This is a genomic window from Chitinophaga hostae (assembly GCF_018224885.1).
In the GTDB taxonomy this organism is placed as follows: Bacteria; Bacteroidota; Bacteroidia; order Chitinophagales; family Chitinophagaceae; genus Chitinophaga; species Chitinophaga hostae.
The window spans coordinates 1-15,138 of sequence record NZ_JAGTXB010000005.1 but is presented as its reverse complement, the minus strand read 5'-3'; the positions used below and the strand labels follow the sequence as shown (position 1 = coordinate 15,138).

Genomic DNA, 15,138 nt, shown 5'->3' with positions numbered 1-15,138 from the left:
TCTTTTCCCAATGATAATTCCTCCGGAGAATATGAAAGCAGGTGGGCAGGCAACCGGGATTTCCGGAAGGAAGGTAGTTAGCATAAAAAAAGCTGACCCAAAGCCTGAAAAGACTCCTGGTCAGCTCCTGGTGATAGACAGTTACTTACTACTTTAAATGCTCAAACATCGTGATGGCGGTGTACAATACACCTGCTTCTCCTCTGAATGTGCCGGATCCTCTTGGTTTGTTATCAACAGAATACCATTCATAAAAGCCATTGTTATCTTTCACCCGTTTTACCATGGGCAGTATTTGTTCGTACGCTTCTTTCACGTATCCGTATTTGATCAGCTGCTGAATCATTCTGCCGCCAAACCAGGTCCAGTCGCCACCATTCTGATAACTATACACCGGGTTCATGATCTTATTGGCAAAATAGCCATCCGGATAGGGCGGATACAGCGTTAGCCCGATGGAAGGCGCACCGGCCTGTTTCACCCTTCTCACCATTTCATCCAGGGAAAGTTTCACTTCCTGTTTGCTTAGCAAACCAGCTTCAATAGCCACTGTGGTACCGCCGAAATAATAAATGTCGTTCTCTTTAAAACCGGCAGGGAAAGGCGAACCTTTCAGATAGATGTGCGGAATGAATTTCTGTTTGGTTTTATCCCACAGATATTTTCTGCAGTTTGCAGCAACTTTGCTTTTTATACCGGTCCATTTCTGACGGGTAGCAGGCAGCATCTCCATCATGTTATTCATGGCTACAATGAACATGGCATTGTCGTAAATATCAATAGCAGGATGTGTGTTTTCATCCAGGTCTACTCCCCATCCATGTTCGGGTTGCACATCTCCCCAGTCGGCCGTGGTAGCCCCGGTAATGAGCCCATACCGGCTGTTGAATTTATTTTTCATGAGAAAATCCATGGAGTATTCCAGTCGTTCTGCTACGGACTTATCCCCGATCTTCTCCTGTAAAATAGTCTTGTCGCCGGTTAGCTGGATGTATTTATAAACAGCTTGTACCAGTGAAGTTTCCTGGTCTGTTTCCACGGTGTTTTTATGACCGGCATAACGCGGCTCCAGCTTTGAGTAGCTAAAATCTGTTTCTCCTTTGGCAATTTTTTCAGCCGGTGTAAATCCGTCAATAATATTTCCATCATCGCCCTGCATCCGGAAAAATACCAGGAGATTTTCTTTCAACACTTCGGGCTTATTTACCCGGGCGGCCAGTTCAATAAAGGTGTTGTAATCCCTGATCCAAACTTCGCGATACCCATCTCCCGCGTTGAATCCCGCCTTCATCACTTCCAGCGCTTTTTCTTCCACGAAAGGAAAATATTCCTTTGCTTTTTTCTCTGCAGACGCGTAGTCCGTTGCGTGTTTCACCTGGGCTGTTCCTGCGGAAGCAAAAAGTACCAGGCCACATACCAATGAAGATCTCATTTTCATCCTGTATCAATTGATTTTTAATCCCCGGCAGCTATAAAATCGCTGCCGGGAAATATGTTCATATGTATAAACATACTATTTTTCCCGGTGATACCAAATTTTTCCTTTGACAATATAACTTTTTAGACCGCATTTATCAGAAATGGAACGACATACCTATGTTGACGGAATAGTCGGCAAAAGCAGCATCTCCTTGTCTGTATACCCCTGTGGCCTGTGTTTGCAGTTTATCGGCATAGCTCTGTGTGCGGTCACGTTTTAACGCCACCGGCACTGTTGCAAAAAGGGCCAGGTGCTCAAACCTGTAACTCAGGCCTGGTTCCACAGAAACAACATATCCCGGCCGGCGAAAACCGCTGCTGCCGCCTATGAGATCTTTTGCAGGAACACATTCCCTGCGGAGGCCCGCCGACACAGTAAGGTGTTCCATTGAATAATTAGCTCCCAAACGCACCATGTACTGATCAGGTACGCTCATTACCGCTGTGCCGTATTGTATGGCGCTGGCCGATACTGTGCCGCCTCTGGCGGTAGACACACCATTTTGTTCCCTTGGATTAAACAGGTAATAAAAGCTTCCGTATACGCTAAACCGTTTGGAAAAATTATAATATCCATTCAACTCTGTGGTAAACCCTGTACCTCCGTCTCCCAGTTGTATGGACTGATCCACGGGGCCAAGGATCTTTGTACTGTCATTTTTTACAAAATAATCCTGGAACCGGTAATCGCCTGTGGGCAGTTTAAGTCCCAGCCCGGCCTGTATATTTCCTTTCGTTGACCTGGCCGGATTCAGTAACCAGCGGTACACTGCAAAACGAATGTCGCCGATACCAAATGAATGTGTTTTCTGGCGTGCATCAGGGCTTTTACTGTTGTTACCGCCATGCTCATATAATGATGACCTGGTGTTGGCCAGCACAGGCACATTAACCGCCAGCGACCAGCGGTTGTTCAGCGTACGCACCAGCGACAAATCCAGCGTATGCTGCCAGTTGATGACTTCCGTATGCTTTTCCAACCGCTCTTTTTGTTCTTCCGTTCCTACAAAATGGCGAAAGGATCTGAAATACCGGTATGACATATTCATCTGCCATCCTTTTTCCATTTCAGCCTGTGGCTTCATGCACACCGTGCCTGTGCTGCGGATGGCTACACAGCCCTGGGCCTTTACTGATTGTTGCCATAAAAACAAGGCGGTACCCAGCAAAGCTGTTCGTAAGCACTGCTGTTTTAAGTTCAGAGAAGTAAATTTCAGCATAACGTGTTTGCTTTAATAATTTTTGATGTTTGCTATTGGTTGATATATCAGGGACATAACCGGTCAATAAGAAAAGCCCGGCTTCTTTCATAACAGTACTCAAATTACCAGGTAAGTTAATTCATTTATCAATATGTTCATACATTTGAACATAGTATTTTTTAGGATAGAAACGAAGGGGAAATAGGGGAATAAGGGTTATAAACAAAAAGTATCCGGCTGTTTCGCCGGATACTTTCAAATAGTTGTCATCGCCGCTATCAGATGGCAGTCACTTTAAGGATAACACTGGTGCGCTTTGCACTCGCCTCAGGATTAAAGCCCACTGTCATCAGGAAATCGCCCGAATAGGTTTGCATGCTGTTTACCGGCGATTTAGTTCCCGGGTAAAGATTCATCTCTTCGATCCTGTATTGTTTATCGGGATCAAGTCCTTTCATTTTTATCGGCAGATTGATAGTTGTTGTAAATTTCGTAGCTACATAATAGTTAAATATCACTGCTTCCTGTTTATCTGGTTTTACGTAAGCAATGGAAGCCACCTTATGATTATACGGGTCCTGCAGCCGGTATTGATCGCCATGCCATACCAGGTGTTTAATAGTACTGTAAAATTTCACAGCTTGCTGGCAGAAAGCAAGATCATTGGGCGTTAGCTCATGTACCTTCAGATCAAAGCCCAGTTTACCCATCATGGCTACATCCGTTCTGAATTTGATGGGCTGCGTTCCCATTTCTGTTACATGGTTATCTACCGCCAATGAAGGGAAATAGTAGGAATACTCCCATTGAATAAAGATCCTGTCGAATGCATTGGTGTTATCACTTGGCCAGAATTCCGTAAAATATTGCAGCGATTTGTAGTCAACCCTGGAGCCGCCGCCCGCGCAAAGCATCATCGGTACATCGGGATGAAGCTTCCTGAGTCTTTCCAGCACACTGTTCAGCCCCCGTACGTAGTTAATGTAAAAGTGATCCTGCTGATTTTTCAGGTATGGAGAGAAGGCATTATAGATAAGTGAATTACAGTCCCACTTAATAAAAGCCAGTTGAGGTACTTCTTTGAACAGGTGCTCCACTGTATTATAAACAAATTCCTGCACAGCCGGATTACAAAGATCGAGCACCAGCTGATTGCGCATATAGTATTCCTTTCTTCCCGGCTCTCTTAATACCCAGTCGGGATGCTGCTCATATAATTCACTTTTGGGATTCACCATTTCCGGTTCAATCCAGAGTCCGAGTTGCACGCCTTTATCTGTGGCCTCTTTACCCAGCGCTGAGATACCATTCCTGAGTTTTGCCCGGTTGGCCTGCCAGTCGCCCAGCCCTGAAGTAGCTCCATTGCGGGGATATTTATTTCCAAACCAGCCATCATCCAACAGAAATACATCAACGCCCAGCTTTTTGGTATCGTCCAGCAGCCCGGATAATTTCTGCTCATCGAAATCAAAATAGGTAGTTTCCCAGTTGTTGAGGAGCGTGAGGCGTTCACCATTGCCGTTGCGTAAACGATAATCTCTCGCCCAGCGCTGCATGTTGCGGCTGGCCAATCCCTTACCTGCTGCAGACAGGGTGTATACCAACCTGGGGGTTGTAAATACCTCGCCTGGCTGCAGCGTATAGGCGGAGGCGTAGTTATTAATACCCGCCGTGATGCGAAGATAATATTCATCAAAGGTTTCAAAATCGAGCCGGAAATTACCATTCCATTCCAGCGACCCGGCCAATACCATCCCTTCGTCTTCGGTGGCTTTGTTATCGACACTTACCATGAAGGAAGATGAATGAAGCAGGTTGTTACGGGTGCCCAGTTTCGAATCTATGGTTCTGATACCGTGAAGCAGTTCCTGTTCTTCCGGATACATTTCCCTACCCCAGCCGCTGTAATGATTTTTCAGGTAGAACTGTCTTCCTCCTAACGTAAGACTGGCAGACGCAAATTTATTGAGTACCACCGGCTTTTTCTGATGATGGGAGATCTCTGTCCATTGTTCTATTACATCGTTGGCTTCGTAGGCATGATAAAAGAGCTTTACCTGCAGATTATACTGTTTATCTTCCAGGAGTATTTCCGTTAGCGTTTGACCGGCATCTATCCTGCTCACTTTATTAGATACGTAATGCAGCACGAGTGATTTATCGCCGTTACCCTGTGTTACTGCGAGGGCAGGCTCCAGCAGATTCACTGACCCTGCGGTAGCGTAGGCCTCCCGCCTGTTATACAGGTCGTCATTACCCGGTTTGAATTTATCGAGCGGCCTGATCTTCGTATACTCCTCCGGGTTATCTAATTTTTTACCGAAGTAGGCCACCACCAGGTTACTATCGGCATCCTTCTCCAGTGAGAGCGCCAGGTTCTTGGTTGAAATAAGGATCTGCTCCTGCGCATTTACCAGCTGACATATGAATAGCAATGCCAGTAAGCTCCATATATGTTTTTTCATAGCGATAATAAAGTAAACTTCGCCGGCAAAAGTAATAAATAGAAGCTTGCTATAGCAGTTATACTACCGGGATGGTAGACTATCCAATGTTATGAAACCACAGCTACTTGGTTTTCATATAGATATAACATATCCGGGGAGAAAATATTTATTAGTTGATGGTGAACCCGCGGCTGCACCCGCTATTTCCACCACGCTTTGATCAGACTGCAACAAAAAATAAACATTTCCACCCCCTGTCAACATTTTCAGCAGACTATATTTGTTATGCGCGGGTCAAAACATTAAGTCATGCGAAATTTATTATTGTGCCGAAAAATGTGATAATAGTTCACTGAGCACCCCTGAGGATGTCTATCTGCGGGGCACTTTTTCAAATGATGCCGGAATAATTTTTCACCCATTCACGTAGGAATATTTTATCGGGTCTTCCGCCGTTTTCAACAGGTGCAATTTTCTAAAAACCACGGTGTGCAGAAATAAAATCGTAGCTGGTGCGAAAGCCGGGAACCAAACAAACGGGAACACGGCCATTTCGCGGAGATTGCCGTTTGCACCGATAATAACGGCAATTGTAAGGAGGTTAACGATATCCAGTATACCGAAAATGTTCCAGGCATAGACCGCAGCTTTCCAGCCCGGCTTTCTTTTCGAAGCCATCCTTGCCACCGGTAATGCCAGCACTGCAGTAATCAGGTCTCCCAGGTCGGCCGAAAAAGCAAATTTATCCGGCAACAGGTGATAGCCATAAAGCAGGAGAAAAAACATGCCCAGCACCCGGAATACATGCACTGCAATCAACGATTCCAAGGTAATTGACTGAAGTAATGTTTTAAATAACCGGGTGTTTCCGATAAAGCCAAACAGGATGACCATTAACGGTAACGCTGCCCACACAAATACTTTAGGTGGTACTGCGTCTACATCAAACACTCCTTTTAAAGCGAACACTGAAACATAGGTGAGATAGGCAACATAAAAGACAAATACCCCGATCTGGATATTCCTTGCTTTCTGCAGCGTCATACCTGCATTGAGCGCTGCCCGTTTTATTGGTTTGGTGAGGAAAGCTATTGAGTAGAGAAACCCGGCAATAAATATTACGATGGCCCAAAGCGGCATGGCCGATACATGATTTTCCATTTGATTTGTTATTTAGTAACAAGACAAAGGAAAATCAAATATCCCAGCCGGCACTTAGTAAATGGCAAGAAATCAGCCACCGGCATTTTTCTTTGCAAACTCCTTTCTTATCCTGCTTAACGAGGTATCGGTAATACCCAGGTAGGTGGCAATATATTTTAACGGTACGTCCTGGAAAATCTCCGGACTTGAATTGATCAGGTGACTATACCGCTGTTCCGCTGTTTCCTGTAACATCGATAGCATCCTTTCTTTTAGGATACTATATTGATTTACGATGTTCAGTCGTCCGAATTCACGAAACTCGGGGATCGTGTGGAAACTGGCCTGCATATCGTCGTAACTTATATACCAGGTTTCACAATCGGTGATGGCCTGGATATATTCTCTTGCCGGGCTTCTTTTAAAGAATGATAGTAAGTCCGTTGCAAAAGTATTTTTCGCATAAAATGCAGTCGTCACCTCATTCCCTTCAACATCATAAGTATAGGATCTGACAATGCCGCTCTCAATAAAGTGAGATTCATGGCATACTTTTCCCTCCTTCAGCACATACCCGTTTCTTTCGATTTTCATCGGCATAAACTTCGCTGCCAGCTGTTCAGCTTTTGGCCGGCTCATGGGCAATACCTGTTGTACAAACTGAATTAAATTTTCTTTATTCATTGTTTATTTTTTATCCCAAAGGCGCGATGCACATAGCCTGTAAAAGGTAGTAAATTTAGAGCAGGAACGGAAGAATCAGCTTTATGCTAAAAAGGAACACCCACAAACCGCGAAATAATTCCACGAAATACAACTGCCGGTTGTTAACAGCAAGCACAAGTAGCGTTATTACAACTAACCCGTTCTACTTTTTTGTTGATTCCAGGGGTGAGGTAGCCTATCTTCGCAGTATCGAAAAAGATATAGTGTATGGATACTAAGATAATCGGCGGCAAAATTGCCCAGGCAAGAAAGGCAAAGGGTATGTCTCAGGCGCGGCTTGCTCAGCAACTATTTATCAGCCCCCAGGCAGTTGGAAAATGGGAACGGGGAGAATCAATGCCAGACATTACTACTTTTAGCCGGCTTGGGGAGATGCTGGGTGTTGACCTGAACTATTTTTCAGAAAGCGAATCCATTGCAGCCAATGAGCCTGTTGAATCCCCGGTTCAGCAACCAATAAAGGAGACCGGCAATTTTTCGCGTTCGTCGGAGCGGCAGGTACCGATAAACCTTAATGCGATCGATCTGCAAAAGAGTGACTTCGCCGGCGTTATTTTACACAAAGGAAAATTCAAGGTGAGCGCTTTGCGGGGAGCTAACTTTGCCGGCGCCGACCTAACCGGCAGTTCATTTGAAACGCTGGATGCGCGGGAAGCCAATTTTGACGGCGCCAATCTGACTGACTGTATCTTCTCCATCACTAACCTTAACGATGCGAGCTTCCACAAATCCATCCTGGTACGCACTTCCCTGAATATGTCGGGACAAGGCGCCAGGTTCACAGATGCAACCCTGACCGATGTTAATCTGAGCAAGGCCGACCTTCAAAAAGCCATCTTTGAAAACTGTATTTTCAACGGTGTTGATTTCAATCATTGTGATCTGCAGGCCATCAGCTTTGATGGGCAGACCTTCACCGGTGTCAGGTTCAACAAGTGCACCATGAAAAACGTATCGTTTAGAGGAGCCACACTCAGGAATGTGTCATTCACCGTGCCGTTTTCGCTGACAAATAAAGCGCATCTCGCTATGCAAACCATCTGTTTTGATGGCGCAACGATGGACAAGCTTACTTATGCCGCACTCAAAGGCTTACGTGTGATTGATCTGTCGAAGGTTACAGTTATATAATGTCCAATAATTCATTAGCTACTCCCCTGTCTGTACACTAATATTCATCTCTTTAACATAGCTGCTGGGAGACAGCTGCGTGATCTTTTTAAAGTTGCGGTTAAAGCTTGTTTTGGAATTGAACCCACATTCAAATGCCAGCGACAGCAGGGTATATTGTTGACTGTCCGGTTTCAATAGCAGCTGTTTAAATGCTTCCACCCGCAGGGTATTGATGTAATCATAAAAGCTTTTCTCTTCTTTTGAATTGATAACCTGGGAGAGGATGGCCGGGTGTATCTCCAATGTTTTGGCAAGATCGCCCAGGGTTAACTCCGAATCTTTATAACACTCCTGTGTTCGCATAAGTGTTGTAAGTGCTGTGTGAATCCTGGAAGCTTCCGCCTCAGTAAGCCCGGTTTTTTCGTACTTCACTTTTTTATCGGCAACGTCAGCAACATCTGCCACTACTTCGGCTTCCGGCGCCTGCACAACGGCGGGAAGATATACTTCGTGGGCCGGAGGCGGATTGGAGAAGATGCCTACTTGCCGGATGCCAAAGTAACCAATAAAAAAAATAAATAGCGCTACGACTACATACAACGATTGCGCTGATTCGAAAAATATGACCACTACCCAGATAACCCCCATTCCACCGATGAGGTAACGCAACCAGTTAAGCGTGATCTTGTCGGTATTGGAAAACTGGACAGCAACATTTTGTTTGTGTCTGCGGAGCAGGACAAGGGACAATACCACATATACCACCCCTGAAACAATAATCCCTCTGACCATCCATTGGAATAGTGCCTCGAACCGGACAGGTGCGATAGCCCCTAACTTTTCGGGAACAGACATAGATCCGAGCACAGGCGCCAATATGATAGCGACCAGCACCGCCGGGACAAAGTGAAGTATACTACGCCATCCCTGACGCTGCTGACCGGTGAGAAACAAAATATACAGATACAGGAATGGACCGTGCAGGAACGGGAACGGCAGCTCCCATCCGATCAACGCCGGCATATCGCTCATTTTATTGGATGCATACCAGCCAATCAGTGCCTGGTGAATCACAGCAAAGAAGAGCCAGGTGCTCAGGATCTTATCTGCCGTACTTTTTTGCCGCTTGCTGATCAGCATTACAAACAGGAATAGCGAGATAAAAACACCCCCCATATATACGACACGCCAATCCAATAACATATTGTTTGTTAGTATAATGTAATAAATACCAAATATAAGGAGTTTAACCTGTTTACGATGGTATTTACGATACTAACTGCGGATCAGGGCTGCCTCTTTCAGCGTTTCAACTTTATTCCCATACCCATTTCTATACTGATATTCTGGAAAGTGCTGATAGGGTAGCCTTCAAAGGGATAGAAAGGCAGGTACACCCTCGCATTGAAAGTATGCCGTTTTCTTCCGAGTGACCAATCCACCAACAATCCTACATCCGGCAAAAGGGTGCTGGATTTGGTGGTGATCTTTTCCAGCCCCGGGTAATCCAGCGTTTCTTTGAACGCTGTGCGCCGCACGCCCCCCATGGCCATCAAAGTAAGCCGGATGAATTTTCGCGGCCCCGCCATCGTATATCCTATCCCGAATTTCTGGGACAGCTGCAGGCTATAATTCGTTTCAATGTTATAAGTGTTCCTGGCTATCGCACTGGCCAACATCGTATGGGCGCCTGCTACCCAATGTCCTTTCAGCGGATATTCCACTAACACCGAGGCAAGGCCTTTTACCGGAAGGCTCCATGGCAATACACCAATGGCAGGTTTTATCGTAAAACGGGATAATGGCGATGAGGTAGGTTGGTTTTGACCATATACACTCCCCGTCAATAATATCAGGTAAATAAAAAATCTGTTTCTCATAAGCCGTTTTAAATGTTGTCAAAGAAAAAAGTGACCGCCCTTTTTATGTTTGTCTCTTTGGAATCGAGGTGGCCTTTCCCGGGTGTTATGTAATCCTGGACGGCATAATTGGGATAGTAAGTTTGGAGGGCGCTGCGAAAACCCACAAATGGCGGGCGCATCTTTTCTTCCATCTCACCAAGTCCCAGGAAAAAGTTCCCTCTCCCTGTCCTGTTTTGCTCGCGGTTAACCTTTTCATTCCGGAGCACAATGGCATCGTCGTACCAAAACGAAGGACTCAGGCACAAGTAGCTGGCAAATACCCCGTTGTGATTAGTGAAGCTGTGTCCAACAAACAACCCTCCTGCCGAATGTCCTAATATCCCCCTGGCTGCCCTTGCTGGAACAGCATGGAACTCAGATTCTATCCGGGGAATCAGTTCTGTTTCAATAAACCGGATAAACTTATCAGCACCACCGCTGCCGATCTTACTGGGAGTTGGGGTATAATCGTCCAAACGGTCGTGCCCCCAGCCAATGCCCACCACCAAAACACCTTCCCGATGACGGTCACGGGCCTGCCTTTCACACTCCAATGCCACCAGGTCAAAATCCAGCTTCGCATCCAATACATAGAGGGTGTGATACTCCCCGGAAGCGGCATAATTCTCAGGCAGGGCCACTTTAATGTCGTAATTGCCCCCGTTGACTGTGGAGGTGAGGTTAAATTCCCTTAGGCGGCTTTTCTCAATGGTTTCCTTCTTACAAGCCGAAAAAAACAGGGTTAGGCCCAGGCATCCTGCCAGGTACCAGGTACTACACAATTTCATCTGTTCGCGATTTTAAGATAAAAGATGCGGCCGAAGGCACGGCCATTTCATGGGGGCAAAACTATTGAAGATGTCCCGACCAAACGGTTCACCAGATAAGGTGACACCTGTAGGGTAAAGCGTTTCCGCGTGTGGGCCGTGTTAGGATATGGCAGAATGGCGGTATGGGATGGGAGCGGGAATAGGAAAATGAAAGAATTTCAGCGCCGCCTGGCTTATATTTAATTTCAAAATAAAAAACTATGTGGTCGCACCTTTGCATATGCTGTCAGCCTTTCCCAAAAAATATCCTCGAAAATATTGAACCATTATTTTTATTCCATAGTAACACCTGGATGGGCAAATATAGGATTAAGTTTAGAAATTCCTAAAGCAGGAACCTACTCCTCATATTACCAAGTGCCTGCATTTAATAAAAGGGCATTATGGACTTAACAAGAAAACGCGATATGGCGGTTTAAAAGGAGCCATTGTCTCAACAATTTTCTATTACTATCAACAATCCAAACTTCGTTTTAAGAAAATACTTGGAGGAAAACCTTTTATTTCCTTGAAATGTTTATTAAAGTTTGAAAGATTATTATAGCCACTGTTGTAACATGCTTCTGATACATTATGAGTACCTGCAAGTAACAATTTAGCTGCGTGCGAAATTCTAACGTCCTTCACAAACTGGCTAAATGTTCTGTTAGTTTTACTTTTGAAGAACCGGCAAAAAGCAGCCACAGAGAGCGAAGCAACCTGTATATTGTTTCATTTGAAAACAGGATGCCTCGGGCGGCATTGTGGAATAGCTCTTTCAATTTCTTCGCTTCCGGTTTCTCCAGCAATTCATTTCCCATAAAATCGGGGAAGAAGTGTCTCACATAAGCCATCGGCGTTCTTGGTTCATTTTCTACCGGATGATATTGCCAAGGCAAACGCAATTGCGTAAACCCTGTCCTTATGGGCAAAAAAGAACTCCCCGAAAGCGCGTTTACTCCCGTTTACCAGTTCACTGATCAATTCCAGCTCATTTCCGGAGTACGTGGTTTGAATAAGCTCCATCAAGGGAGGGTTTATTTACAGACAAAACGGGGATCTAAAACTATAGTCAATCTTCTACTGGCCGCCGGCTTACTTATCGTGTTGGTAATTGATCGCTCCTTTCTTTATGACAGTCAGCGACCTGTTGTTTTCATCGTTCTTCTATACAGGACGCCAAATCTACAAACAACATTAGCTTATTATTCTAATAATTACTGATGTTATTTTAGCTTCAGCATAACTGGCTGGGGATGACTTTATTTTTAGTGGTCAACGAAGCAACACTTGCTACAGGTCACTATTTTACCAACCTGGCTATTACTAAAAGTACCAGGCACGCCAGCGATGCCAACGCGTTTAAGATACTAAACCAATCGCCCCACTGGTTATAAAGTGTAGAATGATGCTGTATGTCAATGCTGCCTGTTAACATCACTGGCGCACCATTATCGCCATTAGCCTCATACAAAACCCGGCCGCAATAATCGTTGATGGTCAGTCTGCCCTGCCTGGCATTTCTTACTATTCCAAAACCGCCTTCCACGCTTCTCATGATCGCCATCCGGCTATGCATCCAACCATCCTGCTCAAAATCCCAGGCCGGCACAAATAAAACATTACATGCTGCCCTGCCATACCTGCGGATGTATTGCTGAAAATCCATGTCCTTACAAATGGCCACACCTTGCGGAGCCCCCTTCCAAAGGAATAAACCTGGTTCCTTTCCTGGCTTCACGCTATCGAGCACTTCTCCTTCAAACAAATATACTTTCTGGTAATCCGCCAGGAGCGTTCCCTCCTTCCCGATCACCCAGGCCCTGTTTTCGTAATAGTCTCCTTTCTGCTGCGACACGCATGCAACGATGCTTACCTGATGCGCCATTGCAGTATCTTTTAACTGCTGAATGAAACCCGGGCGGCGATTATCTCTTACCGTAAACATTTTTTCAGGCAGCACCACTACCTCCGCCCCTTGCTTTACCAACGTCCCTACCCGGGCCAGGTAAAGGTTTGCCAGGTACAAATCCTTGTCCTCCCCCGTTGGGTATTCTTTATGATAAGCCCGCTCATCAATAGTAGCCATCCCTACTTGTAATGACTTAGCGGCAGGAGGGGTTTGATTTAAACGCACAATACCCCAAACCATAGCAGCCACAAAAACGCCCATAGTTACAAAGCAAAGCGTGCCGATGAGTTGTTTTTGCTGATACCGGTAGATGATGAGCGCTATAGCCGCCGGGATAAAAGTGGCCAGAAAAGTGATTCCCTGTATGCCCGTCAGCGAAGCGACCTGCACAACCGGTAAGAAGTTGCATTGAGTATAGGCAATACTGCCTGCCGTTCCATCCCTGGTGGTGAGGAAGCAGATATACTCTACCGTAGTAACCAAAACGGGGAATGCAAATACGGTAGACCAATGGGAATAGGTAAGCATCAGCTTTCTTGCCGCTGCCACCTGTAACGCAAAGATCAGGGGCAAAAGCAGCGTGAACAAAAGCACCAGCGGCAATGGCATAATGCTTAATAAATAAGGCACCCAGCTAAGTCTTCCAATTAAGTAACCGGCGAATGCTAATAAAAATGCCCATTTGCCAGTAAGCCGCAAAGAAAAATAAACTATGGGAATAGGCGCCACCCATAATGGCCACCAGAGATGTGCTGATAAGCTAAAGGATAAATACCAGCAAATACCTGCAAAAAGTGCTCCGCCGGCTAATAATGCTTTCGAGACCGGTTTTAAATCCGACATGATATAAGTTTAGTATAAGTATCAAAGCTATGAGGCTTTTCCGGAGCAGAATTGTATATTTTAGACAGGTTGATGTTTTATCAGGATAGCCGCTATTTTATTATCTTCTTTTTTAAACTGGCTGGGGGTGGTACCGGTAAACAACCGGAAATCGCGGATAAAATGCGCCTGGTCAAAGTAATTGCATACATAGCAGACATCGGTCAGGTTATTGCTGGTTCGCATAGACCTGACCGCCTTATTAAAACGAACTATTTTGTGATAATACTTAGGAGTATAACCGGTATTTTTCAGAAAAACTCTTTCCAGCTTTTTATAGTACCAACCTGTTTGCTGGCAGATAGTGGCAATAGACAGATCATCCTGGTTGTTACGCAGGGTATCAATAGTTAGGTTAACCACTAACAGGTCGGCCGGTGTACTTTTTAATGCATTCTTCAATATATCATCCAGTACTTGTATCCGCTTATCATCATCCGTATAGTCTGATAACTGCATCTCCCAGTTTTTTACTGCCGTTCCTAAAATAAGTTCAGCCGGCAACAGCAGATTCAATAAATCAGATATCGGCACCTTAGTAAACGCCGCCAGACCGCCGGGCTTAAAACGTAAGCCCAGCATCCTCGTTTTACCCGTACTTTTCACATAAAAAATTTGGTTACGCTGTCCCATAATCACCGGTCCGCTCAAACGGGTGCCCTGAGGGTTATCAGCTGTTATTAACCAATCTACCGGGTCGCCAAAATTAAAGATCAGTTCCACACGGCCACCGGGTATTAAGCGGTCAGGGGCATCCATAAACCGATCGGGGGCATGTAATACCCAATAGCATTCTATAAAGTTTGCCAGTGGAACGGATGGATGATATTGCTGGTAGTGGAACATATCAGTATGAAGTTAACAAAAAAACAGCCTCTAACGGAAATCTATCCCAATATAAGGGCTTTGCATGGCATAAAAATTGTCGTCGCAGATCAGGGGTGCAGTATCTAAAATTAACATTCAAACAATATCTAAACATATTATCATGAACAAAGAACAAGCAAAACAGATATCAAAGGAATGGCATGAAGCCTTTGGTACCGCTGCATTGAAGGACAACTATGATAAGTATCTGCATACTGATTTTAAAGCGGATTTCTTCGGTGGGCAACAATTAGGCAAAGAAGAGTATGCTATTCAGGACCAGCAATTTGCAAAGGCACTCCATCCAAATAAAATTACTGTTATTGAACAAGTAGCAGAAGATGATAAAGTCATTTCTTTAATGACGTGGGAAGCCACCCAGGTCCGTGATCTACCAGGGATTCCCAATAGCGGAAAATCATTCAAAGTGAAAGGATTTGCTATTGATTATTTTAAAGATGAAAAGGTCGTTAAACATTTTCCTTTATTTGATCAGTTTGAGATGATGGGGCAATTGGGAGTATTGCCAGATGGCGTTGTCAAACATGGACAGATTGAGCAGTCTTAAATGGGGTGGTGTTTTTGCGTTCGTATATCTGCGACGGATGTCGTGTCTTTTAAAAAGTCAAGGGCTGCATCAAAGTCTTTGATTCGGAA

14 protein-coding genes are annotated in these 15,138 nt (G+C 45.0%); 2 read left to right on the top strand and 12 right to left on the bottom strand.

All coding sequences use genetic code 11. The annotated features are described in order from the left end of the window. Nucleotides 1-148: 148 nt before the first annotated feature. The 5 genes from KE626_RS11965 to KE626_RS11945 all read right to left on the bottom strand — a co-directional run bounded on the left by KE626_RS11965 (nucleotide 149) and on the right by KE626_RS11945 (nucleotide 6,955). Entirely contained in the window at nucleotides 149-1,438 is a 1,290-nt protein-coding gene (locus tag KE626_RS11965) for a GH36-type glycosyl hydrolase domain-containing protein (protein ID WP_211973139.1), read from the bottom strand. A 136-nt stretch (nucleotides 1,439-1,574) separates the two neighbouring features. Beyond that, entirely contained in the window at nucleotides 1,575-2,699 is a 1,125-nt protein-coding gene (locus tag KE626_RS11960) for a hypothetical protein (protein WP_249207428.1), read from the bottom strand. 260 nt (nucleotides 2,700-2,959) lie between these two features. Continuing rightward, on the bottom strand, nucleotides 2,960-5,146 hold the full coding sequence (locus tag KE626_RS11955; protein ID WP_211973138.1) for an alpha-galactosidase: 2,187 nt from the start codon (nucleotides 5,144-5,146) through the stop codon (nucleotides 2,960-2,962). 396 nt (nucleotides 5,147-5,542) lie between these two features. Then, nucleotides 5,543-6,289, bottom strand: a complete 747-nt coding sequence (locus tag KE626_RS11950; protein ID WP_211973137.1) for a hypothetical protein — start codon at nucleotides 6,287-6,289, stop codon at nucleotides 5,543-5,545. A 72-nt stretch (nucleotides 6,290-6,361) separates the two neighbouring features. Continuing rightward, on the bottom strand, nucleotides 6,362-6,955 hold the full coding sequence (locus tag KE626_RS11945; RefSeq protein ID WP_211973136.1) for a Crp/Fnr family transcriptional regulator: 594 nt from the start codon (nucleotides 6,953-6,955) through the stop codon (nucleotides 6,362-6,364). A gap of 249 nt (nucleotides 6,956-7,204) precedes the next feature. Here KE626_RS11945 and KE626_RS11940 point away from each other — a divergent pair, with 249 nt between their 5' ends. Beyond that, on the top strand, nucleotides 7,205-8,128 hold the full coding sequence (locus tag KE626_RS11940; RefSeq protein WP_211973135.1) for a pentapeptide repeat-containing protein: 924 nt from the start codon (nucleotides 7,205-7,207) through the stop codon (nucleotides 8,126-8,128). A gap of 18 nt (nucleotides 8,129-8,146) precedes the next feature. Here KE626_RS11940 and KE626_RS11935 read toward each other — a convergent pair whose 3' ends face one another. From KE626_RS11935 to KE626_RS11905, 7 genes are all read right to left on the bottom strand, one after another. Next, nucleotides 8,147-9,307, bottom strand: a complete 1,161-nt coding sequence (locus tag KE626_RS11935; RefSeq protein ID WP_211973134.1) for a helix-turn-helix domain-containing protein — start codon at nucleotides 9,305-9,307, stop codon at nucleotides 8,147-8,149. 104 nt (nucleotides 9,308-9,411) lie between these two features. Further along, complete coding sequence (locus KE626_RS11930; protein WP_211973133.1) at nucleotides 9,412-9,990, bottom strand: hypothetical protein; 579 nt, start codon at nucleotides 9,988-9,990, stop codon at nucleotides 9,412-9,414. 8 nt (nucleotides 9,991-9,998) lie between these two features. Then, nucleotides 9,999-10,799 (bottom strand): alpha/beta hydrolase, encoded by an 801-nt coding sequence (locus tag KE626_RS11925; RefSeq protein WP_211973132.1) that lies wholly within the window; start codon nucleotides 10,797-10,799, stop codon nucleotides 9,999-10,001. Nucleotides 10,800-11,294: 495 nt separating this feature from the next. Then, entirely contained in the window at nucleotides 11,295-11,525 is a 231-nt protein-coding gene (locus tag KE626_RS35180; RefSeq protein WP_211973131.1) for a helix-turn-helix domain-containing protein, read from the bottom strand. Further along, nucleotides 11,465-11,719, bottom strand: coding sequence for a hypothetical protein (locus KE626_RS11915; protein ID WP_211973490.1), 255 nt, complete (start codon nucleotides 11,717-11,719; stop codon nucleotides 11,465-11,467). The genes KE626_RS35180 and KE626_RS11915 overlap by 61 nt, the downstream gene beginning before the upstream one ends. 404 nt (nucleotides 11,720-12,123) lie before the next feature. Further along, the gene (locus KE626_RS11910; RefSeq protein ID WP_211973130.1) at nucleotides 12,124-13,575 is read right to left on the bottom strand and encodes a nitrilase-related carbon-nitrogen hydrolase; all 1,452 of its coding nucleotides are present in this window, start codon (nucleotides 13,573-13,575) and stop codon (nucleotides 12,124-12,126) included. Between the two features lie 60 nt (nucleotides 13,576-13,635). After that, nucleotides 13,636-14,460, bottom strand: coding sequence for a helix-turn-helix domain-containing protein (locus tag KE626_RS11905; protein ID WP_211973129.1), 825 nt, complete (start codon nucleotides 14,458-14,460; stop codon nucleotides 13,636-13,638). A gap of 142 nt (nucleotides 14,461-14,602) precedes the next feature. Here KE626_RS11905 and KE626_RS11900 point away from each other — a divergent pair, with 142 nt between their 5' ends. Further along, nucleotides 14,603-15,049: an ester cyclase gene (locus KE626_RS11900; RefSeq protein ID WP_211973128.1), complete on the top strand. Its 447-nt coding sequence runs from the start codon at nucleotides 14,603-14,605 to the stop codon at nucleotides 15,047-15,049. Nucleotides 15,050-15,138: the final 89 nt, after the last annotated feature.

Bases quoted from the DNA above. Each gene is read 5' to 3' on its own strand.
- KE626_RS11965 (WP_211973139.1), bottom strand. From the start codon at position 1,438: ATGAAAATGAGATCTTCATTGGTATGTGGCCTGGTACTTTTTGCTTCC.
- KE626_RS11960 (WP_249207428.1), bottom strand. From the start codon at position 2,699: ATGCTGAAATTTACTTCTCTGAACTTAAAACAGCAGTGCTTACGAACA.
- KE626_RS11955 (WP_211973138.1), bottom strand. From the start codon at position 5,146: ATGAAAAAACATATATGGAGCTTACTGGCATTGCTATTCATATGTCAG.
- KE626_RS11950 (WP_211973137.1), bottom strand. From the start codon at position 6,289: ATGGAAAATCATGTATCGGCCATGCCGCTTTGGGCCATCGTAATATTT.
- KE626_RS11945 (WP_211973136.1), bottom strand. From the start codon at position 6,955: ATGAATAAAGAAAATTTAATTCAGTTTGTACAACAGGTATTGCCCATG.
- KE626_RS11940 (WP_211973135.1), top strand. From the start codon at position 7,205: ATGGATACTAAGATAATCGGCGGCAAAATTGCCCAGGCAAGAAAGGCA.
- KE626_RS11930 (WP_211973133.1), bottom strand. From the start codon at position 9,990: ATGAGAAACAGATTTTTTATTTACCTGATATTATTGACGGGGAGTGTA.
- KE626_RS11925 (WP_211973132.1), bottom strand. From the start codon at position 10,799: ATGAAATTGTGTAGTACCTGGTACCTGGCAGGATGCCTGGGCCTAACC.
- KE626_RS11910 (WP_211973130.1), bottom strand. From the start codon at position 13,575: ATGTCGGATTTAAAACCGGTCTCGAAAGCATTATTAGCCGGCGGAGCA.
- KE626_RS11905 (WP_211973129.1), bottom strand. From the start codon at position 14,460: ATGTTCCACTACCAGCAATATCATCCATCCGTTCCACTGGCAAACTTT.
- KE626_RS11900 (WP_211973128.1), top strand. From the start codon at position 14,603: ATGAACAAAGAACAAGCAAAACAGATATCAAAGGAATGGCATGAAGCC.